Annotated in this window: 22 protein-coding genes; 5 read left to right on the plus strand and 17 right to left on the minus strand. The window is 61.4% G+C overall.

Annotated features, from left to right (window positions below; translation table 11 throughout):
• Positions 1-51: 51 nt before the first annotated feature.
• Positions 52-1,242, minus strand: a complete 1,191-nt coding sequence (locus ACR0J1_RS13640; protein WP_480734535.1) for a hypothetical protein — start codon at positions 1,240-1,242, stop codon at positions 52-54.
• Positions 1,243-1,438: 196 nt separating this feature from the next.
• A complete protein-coding gene (gene bhcR, locus ACR0J1_RS13645) occupies positions 1,439-2,251 on the minus strand; it encodes an HTH-type transcriptional regulator BhcR (RefSeq protein WP_480733488.1) in 813 nt (270 codons plus the stop codon).
• Between the two features lie 194 nt (positions 2,252-2,445).
• Here bhcR and bhcA point away from each other — a divergent pair, with 194 nt between their 5' ends.
• From bhcA to bhcD, 4 genes are read left to right on the plus strand one after another with little or no spacing between them, the layout of a single operon-like run.
• Positions 2,446-3,636 carry an L-aspartate--glyoxylate aminotransferase BhcA gene (gene bhcA, locus ACR0J1_RS13650; protein ID WP_480733487.1) on the plus strand — a complete coding sequence of 397 codons (1,191 nt, stop codon included), beginning with the start codon at positions 2,446-2,448 and terminating at the stop codon, positions 3,634-3,636.
• 8 nt (positions 3,637-3,644) lie between these two features.
• Complete coding sequence (gene bhcB, locus ACR0J1_RS13655) at positions 3,645-4,598, plus strand: beta-hydroxyaspartate dehydratase BhcB (protein WP_480733486.1); 954 nt, start codon at positions 3,645-3,647, stop codon at positions 4,596-4,598.
• Positions 4,599-4,610: 12 nt separating this feature from the next.
• Positions 4,611-5,774 (plus strand): 3-hydroxy-D-aspartate aldolase BhcC, encoded by a 1,164-nt coding sequence (gene bhcC, locus ACR0J1_RS13660; RefSeq protein WP_480733485.1) that lies wholly within the window; start codon positions 4,611-4,613, stop codon positions 5,772-5,774.
• 39 nt (positions 5,775-5,813) lie between these two features.
• A complete protein-coding gene (bhcD, locus tag ACR0J1_RS13665; RefSeq protein ID WP_480733484.1) occupies positions 5,814-6,779 on the plus strand; it encodes an iminosuccinate reductase BhcD in 966 nt (321 codons plus the stop codon).
• A 38-nt stretch (positions 6,780-6,817) separates the two neighbouring features.
• Here bhcD and ACR0J1_RS13670 read toward each other — a convergent pair whose 3' ends face one another.
• From ACR0J1_RS13670 to ACR0J1_RS13715, 10 genes are all read right to left on the minus strand, one after another.
• Positions 6,818-7,216 (minus strand): RidA family protein, encoded by a 399-nt coding sequence (locus ACR0J1_RS13670; RefSeq protein ID WP_480733483.1) that lies wholly within the window; start codon positions 7,214-7,216, stop codon positions 6,818-6,820.
• Entirely contained in the window at positions 7,217-7,618 is a 402-nt protein-coding gene (locus ACR0J1_RS13675) for an acyl-CoA thioesterase (RefSeq protein ID WP_480733482.1), read from the minus strand.
• 10 nt (positions 7,619-7,628) lie between these two features.
• A complete protein-coding gene (locus ACR0J1_RS13680; RefSeq protein ID WP_480733481.1) occupies positions 7,629-9,248 on the minus strand; it encodes a benzoate-CoA ligase family protein in 1,620 nt (539 codons plus the stop codon).
• A complete protein-coding gene (locus ACR0J1_RS13685; protein ID WP_480733480.1) occupies positions 9,248-10,408 on the minus strand; it encodes an acyl-CoA dehydrogenase family protein in 1,161 nt (386 codons plus the stop codon). Before ACR0J1_RS13685 ends, ACR0J1_RS13680 begins: the two co-directional genes overlap by 1 nt.
• A complete protein-coding gene (locus tag ACR0J1_RS13690; protein WP_480733479.1) occupies positions 10,408-11,208 on the minus strand; it encodes an enoyl-CoA hydratase family protein in 801 nt (266 codons plus the stop codon). Before ACR0J1_RS13690 ends, ACR0J1_RS13685 begins: the two co-directional genes overlap by 1 nt.
• The gene (locus tag ACR0J1_RS13695; protein ID WP_480733478.1) at positions 11,201-11,662 is read right to left on the minus strand and encodes a MarR family winged helix-turn-helix transcriptional regulator; all 462 of its coding nucleotides are present in this window, start codon (positions 11,660-11,662) and stop codon (positions 11,201-11,203) included. The genes ACR0J1_RS13690 and ACR0J1_RS13695 overlap by 8 nt, the downstream gene beginning before the upstream one ends.
• On the minus strand, positions 11,659-12,414 hold the full coding sequence (locus ACR0J1_RS13700; RefSeq protein WP_480733477.1) for an SDR family NAD(P)-dependent oxidoreductase: 756 nt from the start codon (positions 12,412-12,414) through the stop codon (positions 11,659-11,661). The genes ACR0J1_RS13695 and ACR0J1_RS13700 overlap by 4 nt, the downstream gene beginning before the upstream one ends.
• A complete protein-coding gene (locus ACR0J1_RS13705; protein WP_480733476.1) occupies positions 12,411-14,696 on the minus strand; it encodes a bifunctional salicylyl-CoA 5-hydroxylase/oxidoreductase in 2,286 nt (761 codons plus the stop codon). Before ACR0J1_RS13705 ends, ACR0J1_RS13700 begins: the two co-directional genes overlap by 4 nt.
• Positions 14,697-14,832: 136 nt before the next feature.
• The gene (locus tag ACR0J1_RS13710) at positions 14,833-15,282 is read right to left on the minus strand and encodes a cupin domain-containing protein (RefSeq protein WP_480733475.1); all 450 of its coding nucleotides are present in this window, start codon (positions 15,280-15,282) and stop codon (positions 14,833-14,835) included.
• A gap of 23 nt (positions 15,283-15,305) precedes the next feature.
• Positions 15,306-16,805, minus strand: a complete 1,500-nt coding sequence (locus ACR0J1_RS13715; protein WP_480733474.1) for a flavin-containing monooxygenase — start codon at positions 16,803-16,805, stop codon at positions 15,306-15,308.
• Between the two features lie 149 nt (positions 16,806-16,954).
• Here ACR0J1_RS13715 and ACR0J1_RS13720 point away from each other — a divergent pair, with 149 nt between their 5' ends.
• Entirely contained in the window at positions 16,955-17,947 is a 993-nt protein-coding gene (locus ACR0J1_RS13720; protein WP_480733473.1) for an AraC family transcriptional regulator, read from the plus strand.
• Positions 17,948-17,952: 5 nt separating this feature from the next.
• Here the strand turns inward: ACR0J1_RS13720 and ACR0J1_RS13725 are convergent, their stop codons facing one another.
• The 5 genes from ACR0J1_RS13725 to ACR0J1_RS13745 are packed head-to-tail and all read right to left on the minus strand — an operon-like array spanning position 17,953 to position 22,200.
• Entirely contained in the window at positions 17,953-18,792 is an 840-nt protein-coding gene (locus tag ACR0J1_RS13725; protein ID WP_480733472.1) for an alpha/beta hydrolase, read from the minus strand.
• A gap of 23 nt (positions 18,793-18,815) precedes the next feature.
• The gene (locus ACR0J1_RS13730) at positions 18,816-19,517 is read right to left on the minus strand and encodes an ABC transporter ATP-binding protein (RefSeq protein ID WP_480733471.1); all 702 of its coding nucleotides are present in this window, start codon (positions 19,515-19,517) and stop codon (positions 18,816-18,818) included.
• Positions 19,517-20,272, minus strand: a complete 756-nt coding sequence (locus ACR0J1_RS13735; protein WP_480733469.1) for an ABC transporter ATP-binding protein — start codon at positions 20,270-20,272, stop codon at positions 19,517-19,519. The genes ACR0J1_RS13730 and ACR0J1_RS13735 overlap by 1 nt, the downstream gene beginning before the upstream one ends.
• A gap of 3 nt (positions 20,273-20,275) precedes the next feature.
• Positions 20,276-21,277, minus strand: coding sequence for a branched-chain amino acid ABC transporter permease (locus tag ACR0J1_RS13740; RefSeq protein WP_480733468.1), 1,002 nt, complete (start codon positions 21,275-21,277; stop codon positions 20,276-20,278).
• Entirely contained in the window at positions 21,274-22,200 is a 927-nt protein-coding gene (locus ACR0J1_RS13745) for a branched-chain amino acid ABC transporter permease (RefSeq protein WP_480733467.1), read from the minus strand. Before ACR0J1_RS13745 ends, ACR0J1_RS13740 begins: the two co-directional genes overlap by 4 nt.
• Positions 22,201-22,205 lie beyond the last annotated feature (5 nt).

A 22,205-nucleotide genomic window follows, 5' to 3' on the forward strand; every position in this document is an offset into this window, starting at 1 on the left:
TCTGATCACTTGGTAAACTGGTCTTGCCGTTTGTCTCAGTCGGGGTGCCGCTCAGTCGTTTCCGGCCGGGGCGGCGGCTTGTTCTTGCGAGATGGTGAATTGGCCACCAACGGGGTAGGCGGCCGTTTCGCTCAGCTGCCCGTCCGGATTGACCTGCAGCACCACCGCGCGTCCGATGACAGGCGCGGATGTGTTCGTGACGTTGTTGAAATCAACCTCACCGTACAACGTGAGGTACCGCTTTGCGCCCGGGACATGGCGCAGTTCGGGCACCTGAAGATCAAGCTGGGGCGCGGCGATGCGCATGATGAAACTGGTGGCACCGACTGCTGCCGAACCGGTTACCTTGTAGGTGCTGCCGGCTGTCACGCCGGTGCCGCGGCCCTTTGCGGTGCCGATGGCAACCGCGCGGAAGCCCTGCTGTTCCAGCGTCACGGCACTGTCCAGCCCCAGACGTTCCGATATCAGCTCCAAATTATTGGCGACATCCAGATAAGTAGGCTGGCTGAGCGTTGGATGGGCAAAGGTCTGCACCCGGACCACTGCGTTGTCGGACAGTCCGAACAATTGCGCGTCGGTGGGAACGACCTGAACCCGGTGGGTGCCATCGTTGGCCGCCAGAACCTGATACCCGACGATCGAATAAAGCTGTCTGCCAAACTGTTCGAACAGGGTGCGTGCGTCGGCGGCATTTACCTGCAACGCATTGGCAAAGGGAAAGCCGGGGGTTTCGTTCTGCCCGGCTTCGTTTACCACCCTGAAATTCCACGGGAAGCTGTTGGTATCGACCTGTGCGCCTTGCAACATCTGTGTCGCACAGTTCCGCGCCTGATTGGCGCTGATGGAATGGCCCAACTGTTCGCCAACGCTTTTCAGGCGACTGAACGGCAGGCTGCCGGTGGTAAAGTCATATTCGCCGGTGATGATCTGATAGCTGACCTCAAAGCGTTCGGGGATCGTCTTGCTCGCGATGACCTGCTGCAGTTGCGGTGCCATCTGCAACGAGCGGGTAAAGAAATCCCGCCGTTCGAATTCATTGGCGAACGCGTCCTGACAATTGTGGTCCAGCTTGGTCGAGACCAGATAGGCGACAAGATTTACATAGAATTGCTGATCGTTCAGATGCCCCGGATTAGACCGCAGGAACTGAAACAGGGCCCGCCCATAGGCGTTCTGCATCGACAGATCATTCGCCGCCGCAATCGGGTCTACGGATGCCGCGCGACCTGCTTGGGCCGACAATGTCTGCGCAGAAACCGGGCCCACCAAAAATTGAGAGAGGATGAGTGCCGACAAACCGGCGATACGTCTTAGTGAAAAGAAATGCTTTGCAAAATAAATCATGCTGATCTCGCAGCCTACCAATTACCCAAAAAACTTAGCAGAAATCTGCAACTAAACCAACCTTTTCAACGGCGGCCCGGAATGCGCCATCCCGTCAGCCCGAAAAGCCAATGCTGTGGGAAATCTGCTGGGCGGCCTCGGTGACAGAGGCGCCGACCTGATCGACCTTGTCGTCGGGCAGCCGGTTGGCTGGGCCCGAGATCGAGATGCCCGCCACCGCCTCTCCATACATATTGCGGATCGGAGCCGCGATGCAGCGCATTCCTTCGGTTCGTTCTTCGTCATCCAGCGCCCAGCCTCGGGCGCGGATGGTCATCAGTTCGGACTCAAGCTGTTCGGCGCTGGCGATGGTGCGGTCGGTAAAGGGCTGCAGACCGGCCCCGCGTATATAGGCCTTGATCTGATCGGGCGTATAACAGCTCAGCAGCGCCTTACCGATGCCCGAGGCATGCATCGGAGACGAGGTGCCCGGCGGAAAGAACGCCCGGATGGATTCGTTGGTTTCGACCTGACTGACAAACATCACCTCGCCCTTGCGTTCGATCCCGAGGTTCGAGGTCTCACCGGTGTCCAGCATCAGGCTGCGCATCACCGGGCGGCTGCGCTCGATGATGCCGCTGCGGCGCAGGAAGGCGGAACCAAACCGGAAGGCCAGTGGCCCGATATGCCAGGACTGCGTCGGCGGGTCGAGCTCGGTAAATTCCCGCGCCTCGAGGGTGGACAGAACCCGGTACACCGTCGCCGGAGACTGATCCAGCTGCCGTGCCAATTCGGTCAAGGTCAGCCCATCGGCGCCGGCCAGCGCCTCGAGCACATCGACTGCCCGATCCAACGCCTGAATCGTGGTCTTTACGGCGGGTGCATTGAAGCTTTTGGGGCGTCCCAGACGCCTTGGTTTGCGGCCCATGATCCCCTCTGATTCAAAAAGATCGTTTTGAAAAACTCTACTAATGAAAAACATTTCTGGATAGTGAAAAATATAAGATACTGTAAACATGGCAGAATTACTGAATTTCCGGAAAAAGAACCAGTTTTCAAAAAAATTTTCTTTTTCGGAACCCTTGCGTAGGGTTTGCAGGTCACCGCCATGAGGACACCAACATGCGTTTTCAGAACCCCGTATTCATCCCCGGCCCCACCAACATGCCCGAGGTGCTGCGCCGCGCCGTCGACATGCCGACGATGGATCATCGCTCGGCCGAATTTGCCGACATTCTGCACCCCGCGCGCGCAGGGGTGCGCAAGGTTCTGAAAAGCACCAGCGCCGAGGTCTTTATCTTCCCCTGCAGCGGCACTGGCGGCTGGGAGACTGCGATTTCCAACACGCTCAGCCCCGGCGACAAGGTGCTGATGGCGCGCAACGGCATGTTCAGCCATCGCTGGATCGATCTGTGCCAGCGCCATGGGTTGGACGTGCAGATCGTCGAAACCCCGTGGGGGCAGGGCATCCCGGCGGATCGGTACGAAGAGATTCTGACTGCAGACACCGCGCATGAGATCAAGGTGGTTCTGGCAACCCACAATGAAACCGCCACCGGCGTGTGCAGCGACATTGCGGCGGTGCGGCGGGCGATGGATGCGGCTGCGCATCCGGCGTTGCTCTATGTGGATGGGGTCAGCTCGATTGCGTCGATGGATTTCCGCTTTGACGAATGGGGCGTGGATATCGCTGTCACAGGCTCGCAAAAGGGGTTCATGCTGCCTGCGGGTCTGGCCATCACCGGCTTTTCGGCCAAGGCACTGGCCGCCGTTGAAACCGCCAAGCTGCCGCGGACGTTCTTCGACATCCGCGACATGGCCAACAGCTATGCCAACAGCGGTTATCCTTACACCCCGCCAGTGGGTCTGATGAACGGGCTGAACATGGCCTGCCAGATGCTGCTGGACGAGGGGCTTGAGAATGTCTTTGCCCGCCATCACCGCATTGCCTCGGGCGTGCGCAAAGCGGTCGAGGCCTGGGGGCTGCAACTGTGCGCGCAGACGGCGGATGTGCAGTCGGACACGGTGTCGGCGATCCTGACGCCGCCGGGGTTCAACGCCACCGATATCGTGACCCATGCGGCGGATGTCTATGATGTGGCCTTCGGCGTGGGTCTGGGCGAGGTTGCGGGCAAGCTGTTCCGCATCGGCCATCTGGGCAGCCTGACCGATGTGATGGCATTGTCCGGCATTGCCACGGCCGAGATGTGCATGGCCGATCTGGGCCTTGGCATCCGTCTGGGATCGGGGGTTGCCGTCGCGCAGGAGCATTACCGCCAGACCACCGCGGCCCCGGCACTGGCGGCAGAATGAGGCCCGAGATGATCATACCCACCATTGAGGACATGCGCGCGGCGCAGGACCGGATCAAGCCCCATATCCGCCGCACGCCGGTGATGCGTTCGGACTATCTGAATGAACTGACCGGGGCCGATCTGTTCTTCAAATGCGAGAATTTTCAAGAGCCCGGGGCCTTCAAGGTGCGCGGTGCCACCAACGCGGTCTTCGGGCTGAGCGATGAGCAGGCGGCCAAAGGCGTGGCGACCCATTCCTCGGGCAACCACGCGTCCTGCCTGTCTTATGCCGCCATGCTCCGGGGAATTCCGTGCAATGTGGTGATGCCGCGCACCGCGCCGCAGGCCAAGAAGGACACGGTGCGCCGCTATGGTGGCATTATCACGGAGTGCGAACCCTCGACCTCATCGCGGGAGGAGACCTTTGCCCGGGTGCAGGCCGAAACCGGGGGCGATTTCGTCCATCCCTATAACGACCCGCGTGTGATCGCGGGGCAGGCGACCTGCTCGGCCGAGTTGTTGGAACAGACCGGGGGTCTGGATGCGGTGGTTGCGCCCATCGGCGGCGGTGGCATGGTGTCTGGCACCTGCCTGACCCTGTCCAATCTGGCCCCCGAGACGCAGATCTACGCTGCCGAACCCGAACAGGCCGATGATGCCTATCGCAGTTTCAAGGCGGGCCATATCATTGCCGATGACGCGCCCAAGACCATCGCTGATGGTCTGCTGGTGCCGCTCAAGGATCTGACGTGGCATTTCGTTTCAAGCAACGTGACCGATATCTTCACCGCCTCGGACCCCGAGATCATCGAAGCGATGAAGATCACATGGAAATATCTGCGTGTGGTGATGGAGCCCTCGTCAGCGGTGCCGCTGGCAACCATTCTCAAGAACCCTGCTGCGTTCAAAGGCAAGCGGGTGGGCGTTGTCATCACCGGCGGCAACGTGGATCTGGATAAACTTCCCTGGATGCAGGCGTAAGGAGACAAGACAATGAACAAACCCCTGAATATCGACGAGCTTGAGGTCGGCTTTGACATCCCCGCCGCGCTTGGCATGGACGAGGCCGAGATTCAGACGCCCTGTCTGGTGCTGGATCTGGACGCGCTGGAACGTAACATCAAGAAGATGGGTGATTATGCCAAGGCGCATGGGATGCGCCACCGGGTGCATGGCAAGATGCACAAATCGGTCGATGTGGCCAAGCTGCAAGAGGAACTGGGCGGCGCGGTCGGCGTGTGCTGCCAGAAAGTGTCCGAGGCCGAGGTCTTTGCCCGCGGCGGCATCAAGGACGTGCTGGTATCCAATCAGGTGCGCGATCCGGCCAAGATCGACCGTCTGGCCCGCCTGCCCAAGCTGGGCGCGCGCACCATCGTCTGCGTCGATGATCCTGATAACGTGGCCGACCTGTCGGCGGCGGCGGTGAAACATGGCACCGAGCTGGAAGTGTTTGTGGAAATCGATTGCGGCGCGGGCCGCTGCGGTGTGACCACTACCCCTGCAGTGGTCGAAATCGCCAGGGCCGTCGAGGCCGCACCAAACCTGAAATTCACCGGCATTCAGGCTTATCAGGGCGCGATGCAACACATGGACAGCTATGAGGATCGCAAGGACAAGCTGGACGTTGCCATCGGGATGGTCAGGGACGCGGTTGATGGCCTCAAGGCCGAAGGGATCGAATGCGAGCTGGTCTCGGGCGGGGGCACGGGGTCCTATTACTTTGAATCAAACTCGGGCGTTTACAATGAGCTCCAGTGTGGTTCCTACGCGTTCATGGATGCCGATTACGGGCGCATTTTGGACCAGAACGGCAAGCGGATCGATCAGGGCGAGTGGGAGAACGCATTCTTCATCCTGACGCAAGTGATGAGCCACGCCAAAGCGGACAAGGCCATCTGCGATGCCGGTCTCAAGGCGCAATCGGTCGATAGCGGCCTGCCGGTCATCTATGGGCGCGACGATGTGGAATACGTTAAATGCTCGGACGAGCATGGGGTGATTTCAGACCCGGACGACGTGCTTAAAGTGGGCGATAAGCTGCGGCTGGTGCCCGGCCATTGCGACCCCACCGCCAACGTGCATGACTGGTATGTGGGTGTGCGAAACGGCAAGGTCGAAGCGCTGTGGCCGGTCTCGGCCCGTGGCAAGGCGTACTGATCCGGATACCCACTATTTTCCCTCAAGAAAGATACGTTCATGATCATCGTTCCGGAAAAGGAAATCGGCGCGCTGCTGGGGCGGCCCGAAAGTTATGATGCCGTTGAGAAGGTGTTTGCGGCCATGGCGTCGGGCAATGCCTACAACTTTCCGGTGGTGCGCGAGGCCATCGGCCACGCCGACGCGCTGTATGGGTTCAAGGGCGGCTTTGACCGGGCCGGTATGACCCTTGGCCTGAAGGCCGGGGGATACTGGCCGAACAACCTTGAGACGCAGGGCATCATCAACCACCAGTCGACCGTGTTTCTGTTCGACCCCGATACGGGCCGGGTCCGGGCCATCGTCGGCGGCAACCTTCTGACGGCGCTGCGCACGGCGGCGGCCTCATCGGTGTCGATCAACCGGCTGGCGCGGGCTGATGCAAAGGTGATCGGCATGGTCGGTGCGGGCCATCAGGCCACGTTCCAACTGCGCGCAGCACTTGAGCAGCGCGATTTCGACAAGGTCATCGGCTGGAACATGCATCCCGAGATGCTGCCCAATATCGAAAAAGTGGCGCAAGAGGCCGGGCTGCCCTTCGAGGCGGTCGACCTTGAGGGCATGATCGAGGCCGATGTGATCGTCACCATCACCTCGTCGTTTGCGCCGACGCTGATGGGGGACCACGTCTCGGCGGGTACCCACGTGGCGTGCATGGGCACCGACACCAAAGGCAAGCAGGAGATCGGTACCGATCTGGTCACCCGTGCCACGGTGTTCACCGATGAGGTCGCCCAGTCGATCAGCATCGGCGAATGCCAGCACGCGATTGCCGCCGGTCTGATCGCTGAAGGTGATGTCACTCAGATCGGCGCGGTCATCAACGGTGACCATCCGGGCCGCCGTTCCGACGACGAAATCACCCTGTTCGATGGCACCGGCGTCGGCCTTCAGGACCTTGCGGTCGCCTCGGCGGTGGTGGATATCGCGCTAGAGCAGGGGGTTGCTGTCGAGGTTGATTTCTGACCCGAACAGAGCAATTCGTTCCGCGACGGCCGCGCGGCCTATGCCGTCAAAATCGCGGTGGCTTCGATCTCGATTAGGGCCTCGTCTTCGATCAGACCGGCGACAACAACCATGGTCATCGCCGGGAAATGCCGTCCCAGAACCCGGCGATAGGCCTGCCCGACTTCGCGCTGGCGGGCCAGATATTCACGCTTGTCGGTGACGTACCACGTCAGGCGGGTGATATCTTCGATCTGACCACCAGCCTTTTCGACCACGGCCACGATGTTGCGCAGGGCCTGTTCCATCTGGCCGATGAAATCATAGGTCTCGAACACCTGCTGCGCGTTCCAGCCGATCTGGCCGCCGACAAACAACTGCCCGTCGCGGGTTAGAACGCCATTGGCATAGCCTTTGGCCGGAGCCCAGCCGTCGGGAAAAATCTCAGTATGGGCCATTTAGTCCTCGTCTTTCAGATGGGGGGTCAGGGCGGCGCGCATCGCGGCGGGCCAGGGGGCAGGTTTGCCCTGATCGTCGATGTGAACCAGCGTGGCGATAAAGCTCATGCGTGGCTCATCCGCGCAGCGGGCGTCGATGGTCAGCTTCAGGCTCGACGTCCCGATCCGCAGCACCTGCAGATTCAGGATCAGGTGATCGCCATGCCTGCTGGGCCGGGGAAAGCGCGCCTCGATATTCACGGTGGGAACCGCGCCAGAACCGTGAATCTGTTCGAACGGGTGGCCGATATGGGCAAAGAACGCCTCGACACAATCGTTCATCATCTCGAAATAGCGCGGGTAAAAGACGATCCCGGCGGGGTCGCAATGCTTGAACAAGACCTTCTGTTGGCAAGTGAACATCCGTTTCGCCTCAACCCGCCGGGCGCAGGCGAAAGCGCTGAATCTTGCCCGTCGCGGTCTTGGGCAATTGGTCGATGAACACGATCGAGCGCGGGTATTTGTAGGGCGCAATCACCGCCTTGACGTGATCCTGAAGCTGTTGGGCCAGCGCATCGCAGGCCTGATGCCCCTGGGACAGGACCACATGCGCCTCGACAATTGAGCCGCGCATGTCGTCGGGTGCTCCGATCACCCCACATTCGGCGACTGCGGGGTGCGACAGCAGCGCGGCCTCGACCTCGGGTCCGGCAATGTTATAGCCGGACGAGACGATCATATCGTCATTGCGCGCGGCGAAATGCAGGTACCCTTCGTCATCGCGCACAAAGGTATCGCCGGTGATGTTCCAACCATTTTGCACATAGCCCGCCTGCCGATCATCATTCAGATACCGACATCCGGTTGGGCCGCGCACGGCCATGCGTCCGGGCTGTCCCGGCGGGCATTCCGCACCTGTTTCGTCCAGAATGCGCACCTGGTACCCGGTAACGGGTTTGCCGGTGCAGGCCGGCTTGTGGTCGTCGAACCGGTTCGACACGAAGATATGCAGCATCTCGGTTGCGCCGATTCCGTCCAGCATCGGTTTGCCGGTCTTTTCGATCCATTCCTCGTAAACCGGCGCGGGCAGAGTCTCACCAGCCGAGACCGCCGCGCGCAGGCTGGACAGGTCGGCCCCGTCCTCCATCGCGCGCATCATCACACGATAGGCGGTGGGGGCGGTGAAGCAGACGGTGGCTTTGTATTTTTCGATGATGTCGATCATGTTGGGCGGCGTTGCGGTTTCCAGCAAGGTTGCCGCCGCGCCGAAGCGCAGCGGAAAGATTGCCAGCCCGCCCAGCCCAAAAGTAAAGGCCAGCGGCGGAGAGCCCACAAACACATCCTCGGGCGTGACATCCAGCACCTCTTTCGCGTAACCATCGGCGATGATCAGCAGATCTCGGTGATAGTGCATGGTGGCCTTGGGATCGCCCGTCGTGCCCGAGGTAAAGCCCAGCAGGGCCACGTCGTCCTGCGCCGTTTCAACCGCGTCGAAGCGCACCGGTTTTTCCAGCGCCAGACGGTCCAGTTCGGCGTCGTGGTTCGAGGTGCCGTCAAAGCCCACCACCGATTTCAGATGCTCCGAGGACTTGGCGCATTTCGTCAGCTCATCCATCAGCCGCGTGTCGCACAGCGCATGGGTGATCTGGGCCTTGTCGACGATCTGGGTCAGCTCTCCGGCGCGCAGCATGGGCATGGTGTTGACCACCACCGCGCCAGCCTTGGTTGCCGCCAGCCAGCAGGCCACCATGGCCGGGTTGTTGGCCGACCGGATCAGCACCCGATTGCCGGGTTTCACGCCCAAATCCTCGACCAGCACATGGGCCAGCCGGTTGGTCCAGTCGCTGAGCTCTTTATAGGTGCGCTGCCGCCCGTTGCCGATCAGCGCGGTGTGATCGCCAAAGCCACGCTCGACCATCCGGTCCGTCAGCTCGACGGCGGCGTTCAGCTTGGCGGGATAGTCGAACCCGTCCAGCAGGAAATCAGGTTGCGCCTCGGGGGCTGGCAGATTCTCCCGCGCGAACGTGTCGATATGTCCGGTATACTGCGCCATCAGTCTCCTCCCTGATATTGCCCGAGCGTCTGCCGCGCGATCACAACCCGCTGCACGTCCGAGGCCCCTTCGTAGATACGCAAGGCTCTGATATCGCGGTACAGTACCTCAACCTTGCTGCCGGTGCGGACACCGTCGCCCCCATGCAGTTGCACCGCCCGGTCGATCACCTTCTGTGCTTGATCGGTTGAAAACAGCTTGGCCATCGCCGCCTCGCGCGTGACGCGGGGCGCGCCGCTGTCCTTGGTCCAGGCCGCGCGATAGATCAGCAGAGCGCTGGCGTCGACATCCAGCGCCATGTCGGCCACATGGCCTTGCACCATCTGCAGATCGAACAGCGGCGCGTTCTGTATGTGCCGCGTGGTCACGCGCGCGAGCGCCTCGTCCAGCGCGCGGCGGGCAAAGCCAAGCGCCGCCGCCGCGACGGTGGAGCGGAACACGTCCAGCACCGACATGGCGATGCGAAACCCCTGACCGGGCGCGCCGATCATCGCCGATTTCGGCACGCGCATATCAGTAAAGCGCAGGGTTGCCAGCGGGTGCGGGGCGATGGTGTGTAGCCGTTCCACCACTTCGAACCCCGGCATATCGGGTGTGACTAAAAACGCGCTGAGCCCGCGCGCGCCGGGGGCCTCGCCGCTGCGGGCAAAGAGGGTGTAGACATCCGCAATGCCGCCATTCGAAATCCACGTCTTCTCGCCATTCAGCACGTAGGCGTCGCCATCCTCGGTGGCGGTCATGGTCGAGTTGGCGACATCTGAACCCGATTGCGGCTCAGTCAGGGCAAAGGCCGAGATCGCCTGCCCGCTGCGCGTCAGGGGCAGCCATTCCTGTTGCTGCCGGGCCGAGCCAAACAGCGAGATCGCCCCAGTCCCCAGCCCCTGCATCGCAAAGGCGAAATCCGCCAACCCGTCATGGCGCGCCAGTATCTCGCGGCTGAGGCACAGCGTCCGCACATCCAGCCCCTCATCCCCGATGGCGGCGGTGGGCTGCAACCAGCCATCCTGCCCCAGCGCGCTAACCAGCGCGCGGCAGGCGGCATCTGTGTCGCTGTGGTCGATCTGCGCCAGCGCGTCGTCGGCCCAGCGGTTCAGCGCTGCAGCGTGGGCGCGGTGGTGGTCGTCGAAGAACGGCCAGCTGAGGAAGCTTTGATCTGCCATCAATCGCCCTCGAACACCGGTTTTTCCTTTGCGACGAACGCGTCATAGGCGCGTTTGAAATCGCCGGTCTGCATACAGATCGCCTGCGCCTGCGCCTCGGCCTCGATAGCCTGTTCGATGGACATGGACCATTCCTGCGCCAGCATGGTCTTCGTCATCATATGGGCGAAATTCGGCCCGGCAGCGATGCGCGCCGCCATATCCTGCGCGGCCCCGGCCAGATCAGGTGCAGGCACAACACGGTTGAAGAACCCCCAGGCCGCGCCTTCTTCGGCCGACATCGACCGCCCGGTATAGAGCAGTTCTGCCGCGCGGCCCTGTCCGATGATCCGGGGCAGGATCGCACAGGCCCCCATGTCGCAACCTGCCAGCCCGACGCGGGTGAACAGAAAAGCGGTCTTGGCCTCGGGCGTTGCGATGCGCAGATCGGAACACATGGCGATGATCGCGCCCGCGCCGACGCAGACGCCGTCGATGGCCGCAATCACCGGCTTGCCGCAATTTACGATGGCTTTGACCAGATCGCCGGTCATGCGGGTAAAGGCCAGCAATTCCTTCATGCTCATCCGGGTCAACGGGCCGATGATGTCATGCACATCGCCGCCGGAGCAGAAATTGCCACCGTTCGAGCCAAAAACCACCACGTCCACATCGTCGCGATAGGGCAGGGTGCGGAACCAGTCGCGCAGCTCGGCATAGCTGTCGAAAGTCAGCGGGTTCTTGCGGTCGGGGCGGTCCAGACAGATCGTGGCGATCCGGTTCTCGCAACTCAGCAGAAAATGCTTTGGTGTCTCAGTCATCTTGTACCCCTTCCCCGGCATCAGGCAGCGCGCCGTTCAGCAGCAGCCCGATCTGTGCGCTGGTCTGCGCATCCAGGCCGCCCAGCAACTCACTGACCCAGCTTTCATGCGCCGCCGCCTGTTTCAGAAACTCATCCACTCCGGCCGCGGTCAGGCGCACCCGGTTGGCCCGCCGATCCCCCGGTACGGTTTCGCGCTGCATTAACCCGTCATCGCACAGCCGGTCGACGATCCCGGTGACATTACCGTTCGACACCATCAGCATCCGCGACAGCTCCGACATCTTCAACCCGTCCTGATTGCGATACAGCGCCGACATCACGTCAAACCGGGGCAGGGTGGTGTTGAAACTGATGCGCAGGCGCTCGCGCAGCTCAGCCTCGATCCGGCGCTGGGTCTTGATCAGGCGCAGCCACAGCCGCAGGCGTTCTTTTGATGCGGGCGCGTTCGTCAAATCTCACCTCCCGACAGGGCCATGGCGTGCCCGTTCATGGATGCTGCCGCGTCAGAGCAGAGCCACAGCGCCGCCCCTGCAACCTCTTGCGTGGTGACAAAGCGGCCTTGCGGATTACCCCGCAGAAGGGTTTTAGCCGCGTCATCGTTGGACATGCCGGTTTTCTCGGTAATCGCGTCCAGCGAGCGCTGCAGCAGCGGCGTGTCGATAAACCCGGGACAGATCGCATTGGCGGTGACGCCCGAGCGGCCAAGCTCATGCGCCAAGGCCCGCGTCAGGCCCACGACCCCGTGCTTGGCCGCGCAATAATGGCTGACATAGCCATATCCTTTGAGGCCAGCCGTTGAAGCCACAGCAATCAACCGCCCCCAACCTGCCGCCTTCATATCCGTCAGACAGGCCTGCCACAGGTGGAACACGCCGCCCAGATTGACTGCCAGCGTCGCGTCGAACTCTTGCGCCGAAATCTTGTGGAACGGGGCCGAGGGCGCGGCCCCCGCATTGGCAACGGCTACGGAAACAGGACCGTGAATGGCGCGGGCCTTGTCGATCGCGGCGCGGACCGCCTCGCCATCCGTCACATCGCAGCGCAGGGGTAGGGCACCGGTTGCATCCGCGACCTCTTGCAGCGCGCCGAGCCTGCGTCCCAGTATGGTGACCTTGCCGCCTGCATCCGCGAAGGCCTGCGCCAGTTCGGCCCCGACCCCGCTGCCGCCGCCGCTGATTACGATATGCTTGGCTTGCAGGGTCATGCGCGAATGGCCTCGGCCTCGCGGTCAGCATTGCGCCACAGTTGATCGCGGCCTGCCTCATAGGGCTGGGGCCAATCCGCGTGGCGGTCCCCGATCTGCGTTCCGGCGTGCAGCGTCCAGTAGGGATCGGCCAGATGCGGACGGGCAAGGCAGACCAGATCGGCCCGCCCGGCCATCAGGATCGAATTCACATGATCTGGCTCATAGATGTTGCCAACCGCCATGGTGGCAAGACCGGCCTCGTTGCGGATACGGTCCGAGAACGGCGTCTGGAACATGCGGCCATAGACCGGTTTGGCCCGGGTCGAGGTCTGACCTGCGGACACGTCGATGATATCCACCCCGGCCTCGGAAAACGCCTGCGCGATCAGAACCGCCTCTTCGGGTGTCACGCCATCGTCACCGGTCCAATCATTGGCCGAGATGCGCACCGAGATGGGTTTGTCATCCGGCCAGACGGCCCGCATGGCGCGGAACACCTCAAGCGGATAGCGCAGGCGGTTTTCGAGGCTGCCGCCATACTCGTCAGTTCGGATATTCGACAGCGGAGAGATAAAGGACGAGATTAGATACCCGTGCGCAGCGTGCAGTTCGATCATGTCGAACCCAGCGCGGTCGGCCATCTGCGCGGCAGACGTGAACTGATCGCGGATCGCATCCATCTCGGCCCGCGTCAGCTCGCGCGGGGTGGCGTTGCGGTCCGACCATGGGATCGCTGAGGCCGAGACCAGATCCCAGTTGTTGTGCGTCAGCGGCGCGTCCATCTCCTCCCACCCCAGCTGGGTCGAGCCCTTGCGCCCGGAATGGCCGATCTGGCAGCAGATCTTGGCCGACGTCTCGGAATGGACGAAGTCGGTCAGCCGTGCCCAGGCGGCTTCATGCTCGGGCGCGTAGAGGCCGGGGCAGCCCGGCGTGATGCGGCCTTCGGGTGAAACACAGGTCATCTCGGTATAGACCAACCCGGCACCGCCCTTGGCGCGCTCGGCATAGTGGACGAAATGCCAGTCGGTGGGACAGCCGTGGACAGCCTTGTATTGGGCCATGGGTGAGACGACGACACGGTTGGTCAGATCCATCCCCCGCAACCGGTAGGGCGCGAACATGGGTGCGCGTACCGGTGTCTCGGGTCCACCTGCGCGAGTCTGAAACCAGCGTTCGGCCCCTTCCAACCATTCGGGATCACGCAGGCGCAGGTTTTCATGGCTGATCCGCTGCGAGCGGGTCAGCAGCGAATAGTTGAACTGCACCGGATCAAGGTTCAAATACCGCCCCACATCCTCGAACCATTCCAGAGAGTTACGGGCGGCTGATTGCAGGCGCAGCACTTCCAGCCGCCGATCCTCCTGATACCGGGTCAGCGCGTCGGGCAGGGGCATGGTGTCAACATATTCCGCCAGCGCGATCGCGCTCTCCAGCGCCAGTTTGCTGCCCGAACCGATCGAGAAATGCGCCGAGGCCGAGGCGTCGCCCATCAGCACGATGTTCTCATGGCTCCAGTTCTCGCACAGAACGCGGGGGAAACTCAGCCAGGCCGAGCCTCTGATATGGTTGGCATTGGTCATCAGGCTGTGACCGTCCAGATACTCGGCAAAGATCTCTTCGCAGACGGCGATGCTTTCCTGCTGGCTCATGTCGCCAAAGCCGTAAGCATCCCATGTGGCCTGATCGGTCTCGACGATGAAGGTCGCCGTGTCATCGTCGAACTGATAGGCGTGGACCCACAGCCAGCCCTTGTCGGTTTCCTTGAAGATAAAGGTGAAGGCGTCGTCGAATTTCTGATGCGTGCCGAGCCAGACGAATTTGCAGGCGCGCATGTCGATATCGGGTTTGAAATGCGCCGCCAGTTCCGTGCGTGTTTTTGAGTTCAGCCCGTCCGAGGCAACGACGATGTCGTATTCCTTTGCATAGTCCGTGGCGCTGGCGGCTTCGGTTTCGAACTGCAAATCAACGCCCAACTCCCGCGCGCGGGCTTGCAATAGCAGCAGCAGTTGTTTGCGCCCGATGCCGCAAAAGCCATGCCCGGTCGAGACGATCTTTTCGCTTCGGTAATGCACCGCGATGTCGTCCCAATAGGCGAAGTGATCGCGGATGGCCGCGGCGCTGACCGGGTCGTTTGCGGCCAGATTGTCCAACGTTTCATCAGACAGGACCACGCCCCAGCCGAATGTGTCGTCGGGCTTGTTCCGCTCGATTACCACAACTTCGGCATCGGGCTGGCGCAGCTTCAGCGATATGGCAAAGTAAAGCCCCGCGGGGCCCCCTCCCAGACAAGCGACGCGCATTGTGCCCTCCTGATCAGAATAACGTATGTTGAAAGCCTAGGTCGGGCCAACATTTACTTCAAGTCTAAAATTTTAAGCTTGAAGTAAATGTGAGCCTTGGAAAGCCCCGGCGGCAGGGACGCCGCCGGATGCCGTCTTATTCGTTTGCTTCGGGCGGCAGAAAATCGACTTCGTGGTCGGCCGAGATTTTCACCACCTGCTCGACATCGGTCAACTCGTGCAATTCCTCGAACAGGTCCTTCAGCTTGCCCATGGGCGAGACCCAGAACAGCGCGCGCGCCGGTTTGTCGGATTTGTTGAAATAGCCATGCGGGATGCCGCGCGGCATCCGCACCAGATCACCGGCATAGGCCTTGGTCCAGACGCCATCCAGTTTCAGGTCCAGCTCGCCCTCTTGCACAAGGATGAACTCGTCCTGCGTAGGGTGGATGTGGACGGGCACAAAATCGCCGGGGTTCGAGTTGGTCTCGAAGGCAAATGTCGTCTCACAAACCGCCTTGGGGTAATAGACCTGCCCCAGAATGTTCCACGTCGTTTCCTTGTAGCCGACACCGTTCTTGGTGATGCCTTTTTCCAGATCTTTCATCGGGTCCTCCTTGGGTTATGCCGTCAGGTTGCTGTGTATTGCGGGGCCGAGGCAAGGAATTCGCCGTAGGCCGCCGCATCCGGATACCGAAACTGCTCGGCCAGCGGGTTGCTGCGTTTGGTTTTTGCAGCCCCCATATCGGCCAGCAATTCGTCGAAATGCTTGAAATGGAAGGGCGCCGAGCACAGACCGCCATAGATCTGCGCCGCCGGGCGCTCATTTCGCCGCCAGTTCAGCATCATCTCGATGTTCTCGGTCATCTCCGCCTCCGAGGGCTGGTTGGCCAACTGCCCGTCAGCATAGCGCACCAGCCAATTGGCGATCATTTCAGCCGACAGGATGGTGCAGAAGCTGGAGTTGAAGCCGACAAAGCCCATATCCGGCAGATCGGGGTTCACCGACAGGCGATAGACGCGGTACTGGCCGTCCTGCTCGATCAGTTTGTCCTGGTACGCCTGCGGCAGATAGGGCACGCCCAGCTTCCAGCCAACGGCCAGAACGGCGACGCCGCAAGGCACGACCTCGCCCGTGGTCAGTTTGAGCCCCTCGACGGTGTAGCTGTCGAACGATCCGATGGTACTCTGCAACTGACCCGCATTCAGCGCCTCGAAAAACCCCGGCGTGACGATGGGAACCGAACACGAGACATCCTTTTCGATCGGAATATCCGGCACCATATTGTGTTTTTTTAGACCCAACTGCAGTTTCAGCATGGTCTCAAGCCCGCGGAAATTTGCCCAGACCAGCGGTTTGAACACCGCCGCGACTAAACGCTGCGCAGGGGATTTGCCCCATCGATTGAACTGCTGTTCCTGCGCGCGCATGTAAAGCAGGTGTTTGAAGTTGATCCCGCCCACGAAATAGGGGATGCGCCAGACGTTCTCGCGATAGACCAGCCGCACGGATTTCGCGCCGTTCTTTGAGGCGTTCACTGCAATATCCGTCGCTGATTTCGAGCCCCCCAGAACGACAACATCCTTGCCCTGCACAATGCTGGGATCGGTATATTCCGACGAATGCATCACCTGCCCGCCGCGTTCTTGAAAAGCCTCCTGACCGGGATGAGAGATGATGTTCTTTTCCGAAAACTGACCGGTACAGACCGCGACAAAGTCGAAATCCTCGCTCTGTTCCGCGCCGTCGGCCTCAACCGTCAGCGTCCAGCCGGGTTGCCCGTCGCTGCGCCGCTCCATCGCCTTGATATTGGTGTTCAGCCGAAACAACCGCGCCAGATCGTGCTTTTGCGCGTAGGACAGCAGGTACTCATGCACCTGCGGACCCTTGGGCCATTCGGGATAGTCTTGCGGCATCGGGTGGTCGGTATAGCAATACAGATCCTTGGGCGACTGCGTCTGCACGTCCGGGTAAGAGCGTGACAATTCCCATACGCCGCCAAAGTCATGGCTGCGTTCAAACCCAGTGACGTCATGGCCCCGTTCAGCAAAGGCCTTGGCCGCGGCCAAGCCGCTGACACCGCCCCCGATCACCGCAACCGATTTGCGTTTTGCTGTGCCTGCCGACATTCACATCCTCCCTGCATGTGCTGCGTTTGGACGAGTGTGCACAAGGCGCGCAAATCCGTTTATCCAAAAAACGAACTATTCTGCATCTAAAATGTTCAGGCTTGAAATAAACCGCTTGCCTGCTAGCCTGACTGCAGGAGCTGTGACCTTTGACGCGCGTATCCCGACCCAAGACCTCTGGTTTCCTGAACCGATTCCCGCTGCTTCAGACCGGTGATCTGGACGAGGCGCGCAGCTGTGTGGCGCAGAAATTCTGCGATCATCGGTTGGAACGGGCCGGCCGCAGCCGCTCTTTGGCGGTGACGCATAATCATGTGGCGGGGCGTGATATATCGCTGAACTATCTTCACTATGGCGGGGATGTGAGTATTGACCCGGGTCAACTGGGGTCATTCTACCTGTTGCAGATACCGTTATCAGGGTCGTCGAGTGTCACCCATCGCGGAGAAGAGGTTGAGTCCGATGCGGCAGCTGCGACCCTGCTGAACCCCGATCGTGATACCCGGATGAGGTGGCAGGCGGATTGTCGCAAGCTGATCCTGCAGGTCGGCAAATCCCACCTGCAGGCGGTCGCCGAAAGCCTCAGCGGTGCGCCGCTACCGGGGCCGGTGCGGTTTGACACACGCGTCGATCTACGGTCGCCAAACGGGGTGCGCCTGAAACGCATGGTGCTGGCCTGTGCTGCCGCCACGGATCGCGGTGATCTGCATCTGGGCAACGGCCAAAGCCGCGATCTGAAGGCCGAGATGGATCTGGCCTATGCGCTGTTGACCCTGCAGCGCAGCAATGTCTCGCATATTCTCGAACAGTCCGATACCGGGCCAACCCCGCGCGCCTTGCGGCTGGCGGTTGACTATATCCACGCCAATCTGGCCGAACCGATAACGCTGAACGATATCGCGGCCGAGGCCGGAGTGAACGTGCGCACTTTGCAAAAGGGTTTTCGTCAGCGGTACGGGCTGACACCGATGCAATATCTCAGAAACGCGCGGCTGGATGCGGCGCATTATCAACTGGCGATCCGGCGCGACCGGCCCAGCATCACGCAGGTCGCCTTTGGCAGCGGGTTTTCACATCTGGGTCGGTTCTCGCGGGACTACAAGCAGCGGTTCGGTGTTCTACCCAGCCATAGCGTACCGTAGCATGGTCAGTCTGAGCGCAGCAGCGTGACCGTCTCGCGGCAGAGCATCCGGTCTGAATCGGCGAGGTCTACGATCACGTCGAAATGGTTCCGCCCCGCGATCTCGGTAGCGGAAACGGATAGGCCCTGCGTCTGCAACGCCTGCGCAAAATCGGCACTCTGACGTTTGAATTCGCGGGTTTCTTCTGCGCCCCAGAAGATCATAACCGGGCAAGCCACTGGCAGCGTCTGGCCAATTGGGCTGTTGCGAGCCGCAGCCTCGGGACTGAGGTTCAGCCAGCTGTTCGGCTGGCACAGGCGCACCGGTTCCAGATCAAACAGGCCGCTGACGAGAACGGCGCCTTTGATTAGGTTCGATGGCAATCCGGACTGCGCTTGCCAGTCGGTCAACAGCGCCATTGCCGCCAGATGCGCCCCAGCGGACGAGCCGCAGACGTAAATCCGGTCTGGGTTGATCCCAAGTGCGGTTGACTGCTGATGGATAGAGGCCAGTGCGCGGCGTACCTGATCTACGATCTGATCCAGTGTCGCGGCGGGGGCCAAGGTGTATTCCACAACCGCAACGGCGATGCCTGCATTCACCATGGTTTGCGCCATGAATGCACTGTCGGACCGCCCCAGAAACCGCCAGTATCCGCCATGCAGAAAGACCAGCACCGGCGCGCCGTCTCCGGCGGGGAAAAGATCGAACCGTTCGTCGGGATGATCGCCATAGGGCAGATCGCGGATCACCCGGCAACGGGCATAGGCCTGATTGCTCAGCGCGCGATAGCGCCGCATCTCTGCGTCGAAATCGCTGACCGAGGCGCGGGCGTTATATTCCCGCTCGAGGGTTTGCTGATCCATGTCCCGATAGACCGGCATCCGGGTCAGACCCCCAGATAGGTTTCTGCGAAATCCGGTGTGGCGCGCATGGCGGCTATATCGCCATGCCACGCGATCTGTCCCTTGAGCACGACATAGGCGTAATCGGCCACCGGCGCCATCTCATCCAGGTTCTTGTCGATCACCAAAGTGGTCTGACCTTCGGCTTTCAACTCGGTCAGAATCTCCCAGATTTCATGGCGGATCAGCGGGGCGAGGCCTTCGGTCGCCTCATCCAGGATCAGAAGGCGCGGGTTCGTCATCAATGCGCGCCCGATGGCCAGCATCTGCTGCTCACCCCCCGACAGGGAATCCCCCATCTGCCCGGCCCGTTCGCGCAGGCGGGGGAACAGGTTGAACACTCGCTCTAACGTCCAGGGCTGCGCCGCGCTGCGCCGCGTCCGCGCCGTGGCAATCAGGTTCTCGCGCACGGTCAGGGTCGGAAAAATCTGACGACCCTCGGGCACCAGCGCAACACCGGCCTGACCGATCTGGTGCGGCTTCAGCCGCGTGATGTCCTGACCGTCCAGCCGAACCGCGCCTGACAAGGCGGGGGTCAGCCCGGTGATCGCCCGCACGGTCGTCGTCTTGCCCATCCCGTTGCGGCCCATCATGGCGACCAACTGCCCCTGGCGCAGTTCCAGATCAATGCCGAACAGCACTTTGGACGAGCCATAGGCGGCGTGGATATTTTCAGCCTGCAGCATCACACAGCCCCATCGTGAAACTCGTGCCCGCCCAGATAGGCCTGCTGCACGTCAGGGTCCTGCCGGATCGCCTGAGGTGTGTCGCTGGCGATGACCTTGCCATAGACCAGAACCGAGACCTTGTCGGCGAGGCCGAACACCACATCCATGTCATGTTCGACCAGCAGCATGGTGATATCGCCCCGCAACCCGTCCAGCAAGGCGGTGATCTGGCGGCTTTCTTCCGCCCCCATGCCGGCCATCGGTTCATCCAGAAGCAGCAGTTTGGGGCGCGCGGCCAGTGCCATTGCGATCTCGACCTGCCGTTTCTGTCCATGGGCCAGATTGCGGGTGAGAGTTTCGGCCTCGGCCCCAAGAGCTACGCGTTCAAGAATGCCCATCGCCTCGGCGCGTTCTGCCTTGTCGGCGGCAGCGGGGCGGAACAGGCGGAACACCTGATGGTTCATGGACTGCAGCACAAGGCAGACATTTTCGATCACCGTGAGGTCGGGGAACACCGAGGTCACCTGAAAACTGCGCACCAGCCCGGCATGGGGACGCAGATGCGCAGGCATGGCCAGCAGGTCCTGCCCATCGAAGCTGATCGAACCCGAAGTTGGCGTCAGATAACCTGAAATCTGCGCGATCAGCGTCGTCTTGCCCGCCCCGTTGGGCCCGATCAGCGCGTGGATTGTGCCCGGCTCGACATCCAGCGACACGTCATTTGTCGCCGTCAGCGCTCCGAAATTCTTGCACAGGTTGCGGATTTGCAGCATCGCCTACTCCTTCGCCCGGAACAGCAGGCCGTAGATGCCGGATTTGGCAAACAGCACAATCAGGATCAGGATCGGCCCCAGCACGAACCGCCAGTGCTCGCTGAGCAGGTCCAGCCCGATGGAGTGCAGGATCAGCGGCAGGAACTCTTCCAGCAACAGAAAGACGATGGTGCCCAGAACCGGGCCCAGCAGGGTGCCGATGCCTCCCAGAATGACCACGATCATCAGATCGCCCGACCGGGTCCAATGGGTCAGGGCAGGGCTGACGAACTCGGTGTGGTTGGCCGAGAGCGCCCCGGCCAGACCGGCCCCGGCCCCGGCGACGACAAAAATCAGCAGTTTGGCGGTGTAGGGCCGTATCCCGATCGAGGACAGGCGCGCTTCGTTCTGGCGGATCGCCTGTAGGGTGCGACCGAATTTCGACGCCACCAGCCTGCGGCAGAACCAGAAGAACGCGATCAGGCAGGCCAGACAGAAATAGTAGAAGGATATGCGGTCATTCAGGTCCAGCCCCGGCAGCGTGTTACGCCCGTCAAACATCATCATGCCGTCATCGCCGCCATATTTCTCAAGCGAGACGAACAGAAAGAACAGCATCTGCCCAAAGCTGAGCGTGATCATGATGAAATAAACGCCTTTGGTCCGTAAGGACAGGGCACCGATGGCCAGCGCCACAAGGGCAGACAAGGCCACCGCCAGCGGCAGAACGATCAGACCGGACAGTGTGCCCGGCAGGCCAAAGAACGTGTCGCCCTCGTACGCGTGGAAGGACAGGATGCCGACCGTGTAGGCGCCGACGCCCAGAAACGCCGCATGGCCGAAGGACACCAGCCCGGTATAGCCGATCAGCAGGTCAAGACTGATGGCGGCAATGGCAAAGATCACCAGACGGGTGGCGGTCGAGATCAGATAGGATGAGCCCGCCGCCTGCAGCAAAAATGGCAGCACCAGCAGGGCCAGTACGCCAAGGGCGAAGACTTTGGGCAGGTGGCGTTCGCTGATCATGAGGCCCGCCCGGCAACCGGGAATAGTCCCGTGGGTTTCAGTACAAGCACGATCACCATCAGCAGGTAGATCGACATCGACGACAGCCCCGCCGCAATTCCGCTGGCTGATGCCGGGTCGAGAAACGCACCGAGGATCGAGGGCAGAAACGACCGCCCCATCGTATCCACGATGCCCACGGTCAACGCCCCGAACAGCGCGCCGCGGATAGATCCGATGCCGCCGATCACGATACAGACAAAGCACAGGATCAACAGGTTCTCACCCATCCCGACCTCGACCGAGGTCAGCGGACCGGCCATTGCTCCGGCCAGACCGGCAAACATGGCGCCAACCACAAAGATCGCGGTGTTCAGCCCGTCGATATTGACGCCCAGTTGCTGCACGATCTCGCGGTTGGTGGTGCCCGCCCGGATCTGCATCCCGACCCGCGTTCGGGTGATGATGAACCACAGGATGGCCGCGACGATCAGGCCAGAGGCGATGATCGCCAGACGGTAAAGCGGGTACGAGAACACGCCGAACAGCTCGACACTGCCGGAAAGTGCGGCAGGCACGTCGACAAATTGCGGCGTTCGACCCATCAGCATTGTGGTGCCTTCGTTGATGAACAGGATCAGCCCGAAGGTTGCCAGCACTTGATCCAGATGATCGCGGGTGTAAAGCGGTCGGATGATCAGGACTTCGATCAGCAGCGCCGCCAGCGCGGTGACGGGCAGGCACAGGATCAAGCCGATCCAGAACGACCCTGTCGCGCCCGAGATCAGGGCAATCGAGTAGGCCCCGATCATGAACAGGGAACCATGGGCCAGGTTGATGATGTTCATGAAACCAAACACCAGGGTCAGCCCGGCCGAGACCAGAAACAGGAACATGCCCAGCTGGATGCCGTTCAGGAGCTGCTCGAAAACAAGCTGAGACACGTCTT

It is taken from the genome of Ruegeria sp. CJ3, assembly GCF_056536725.1.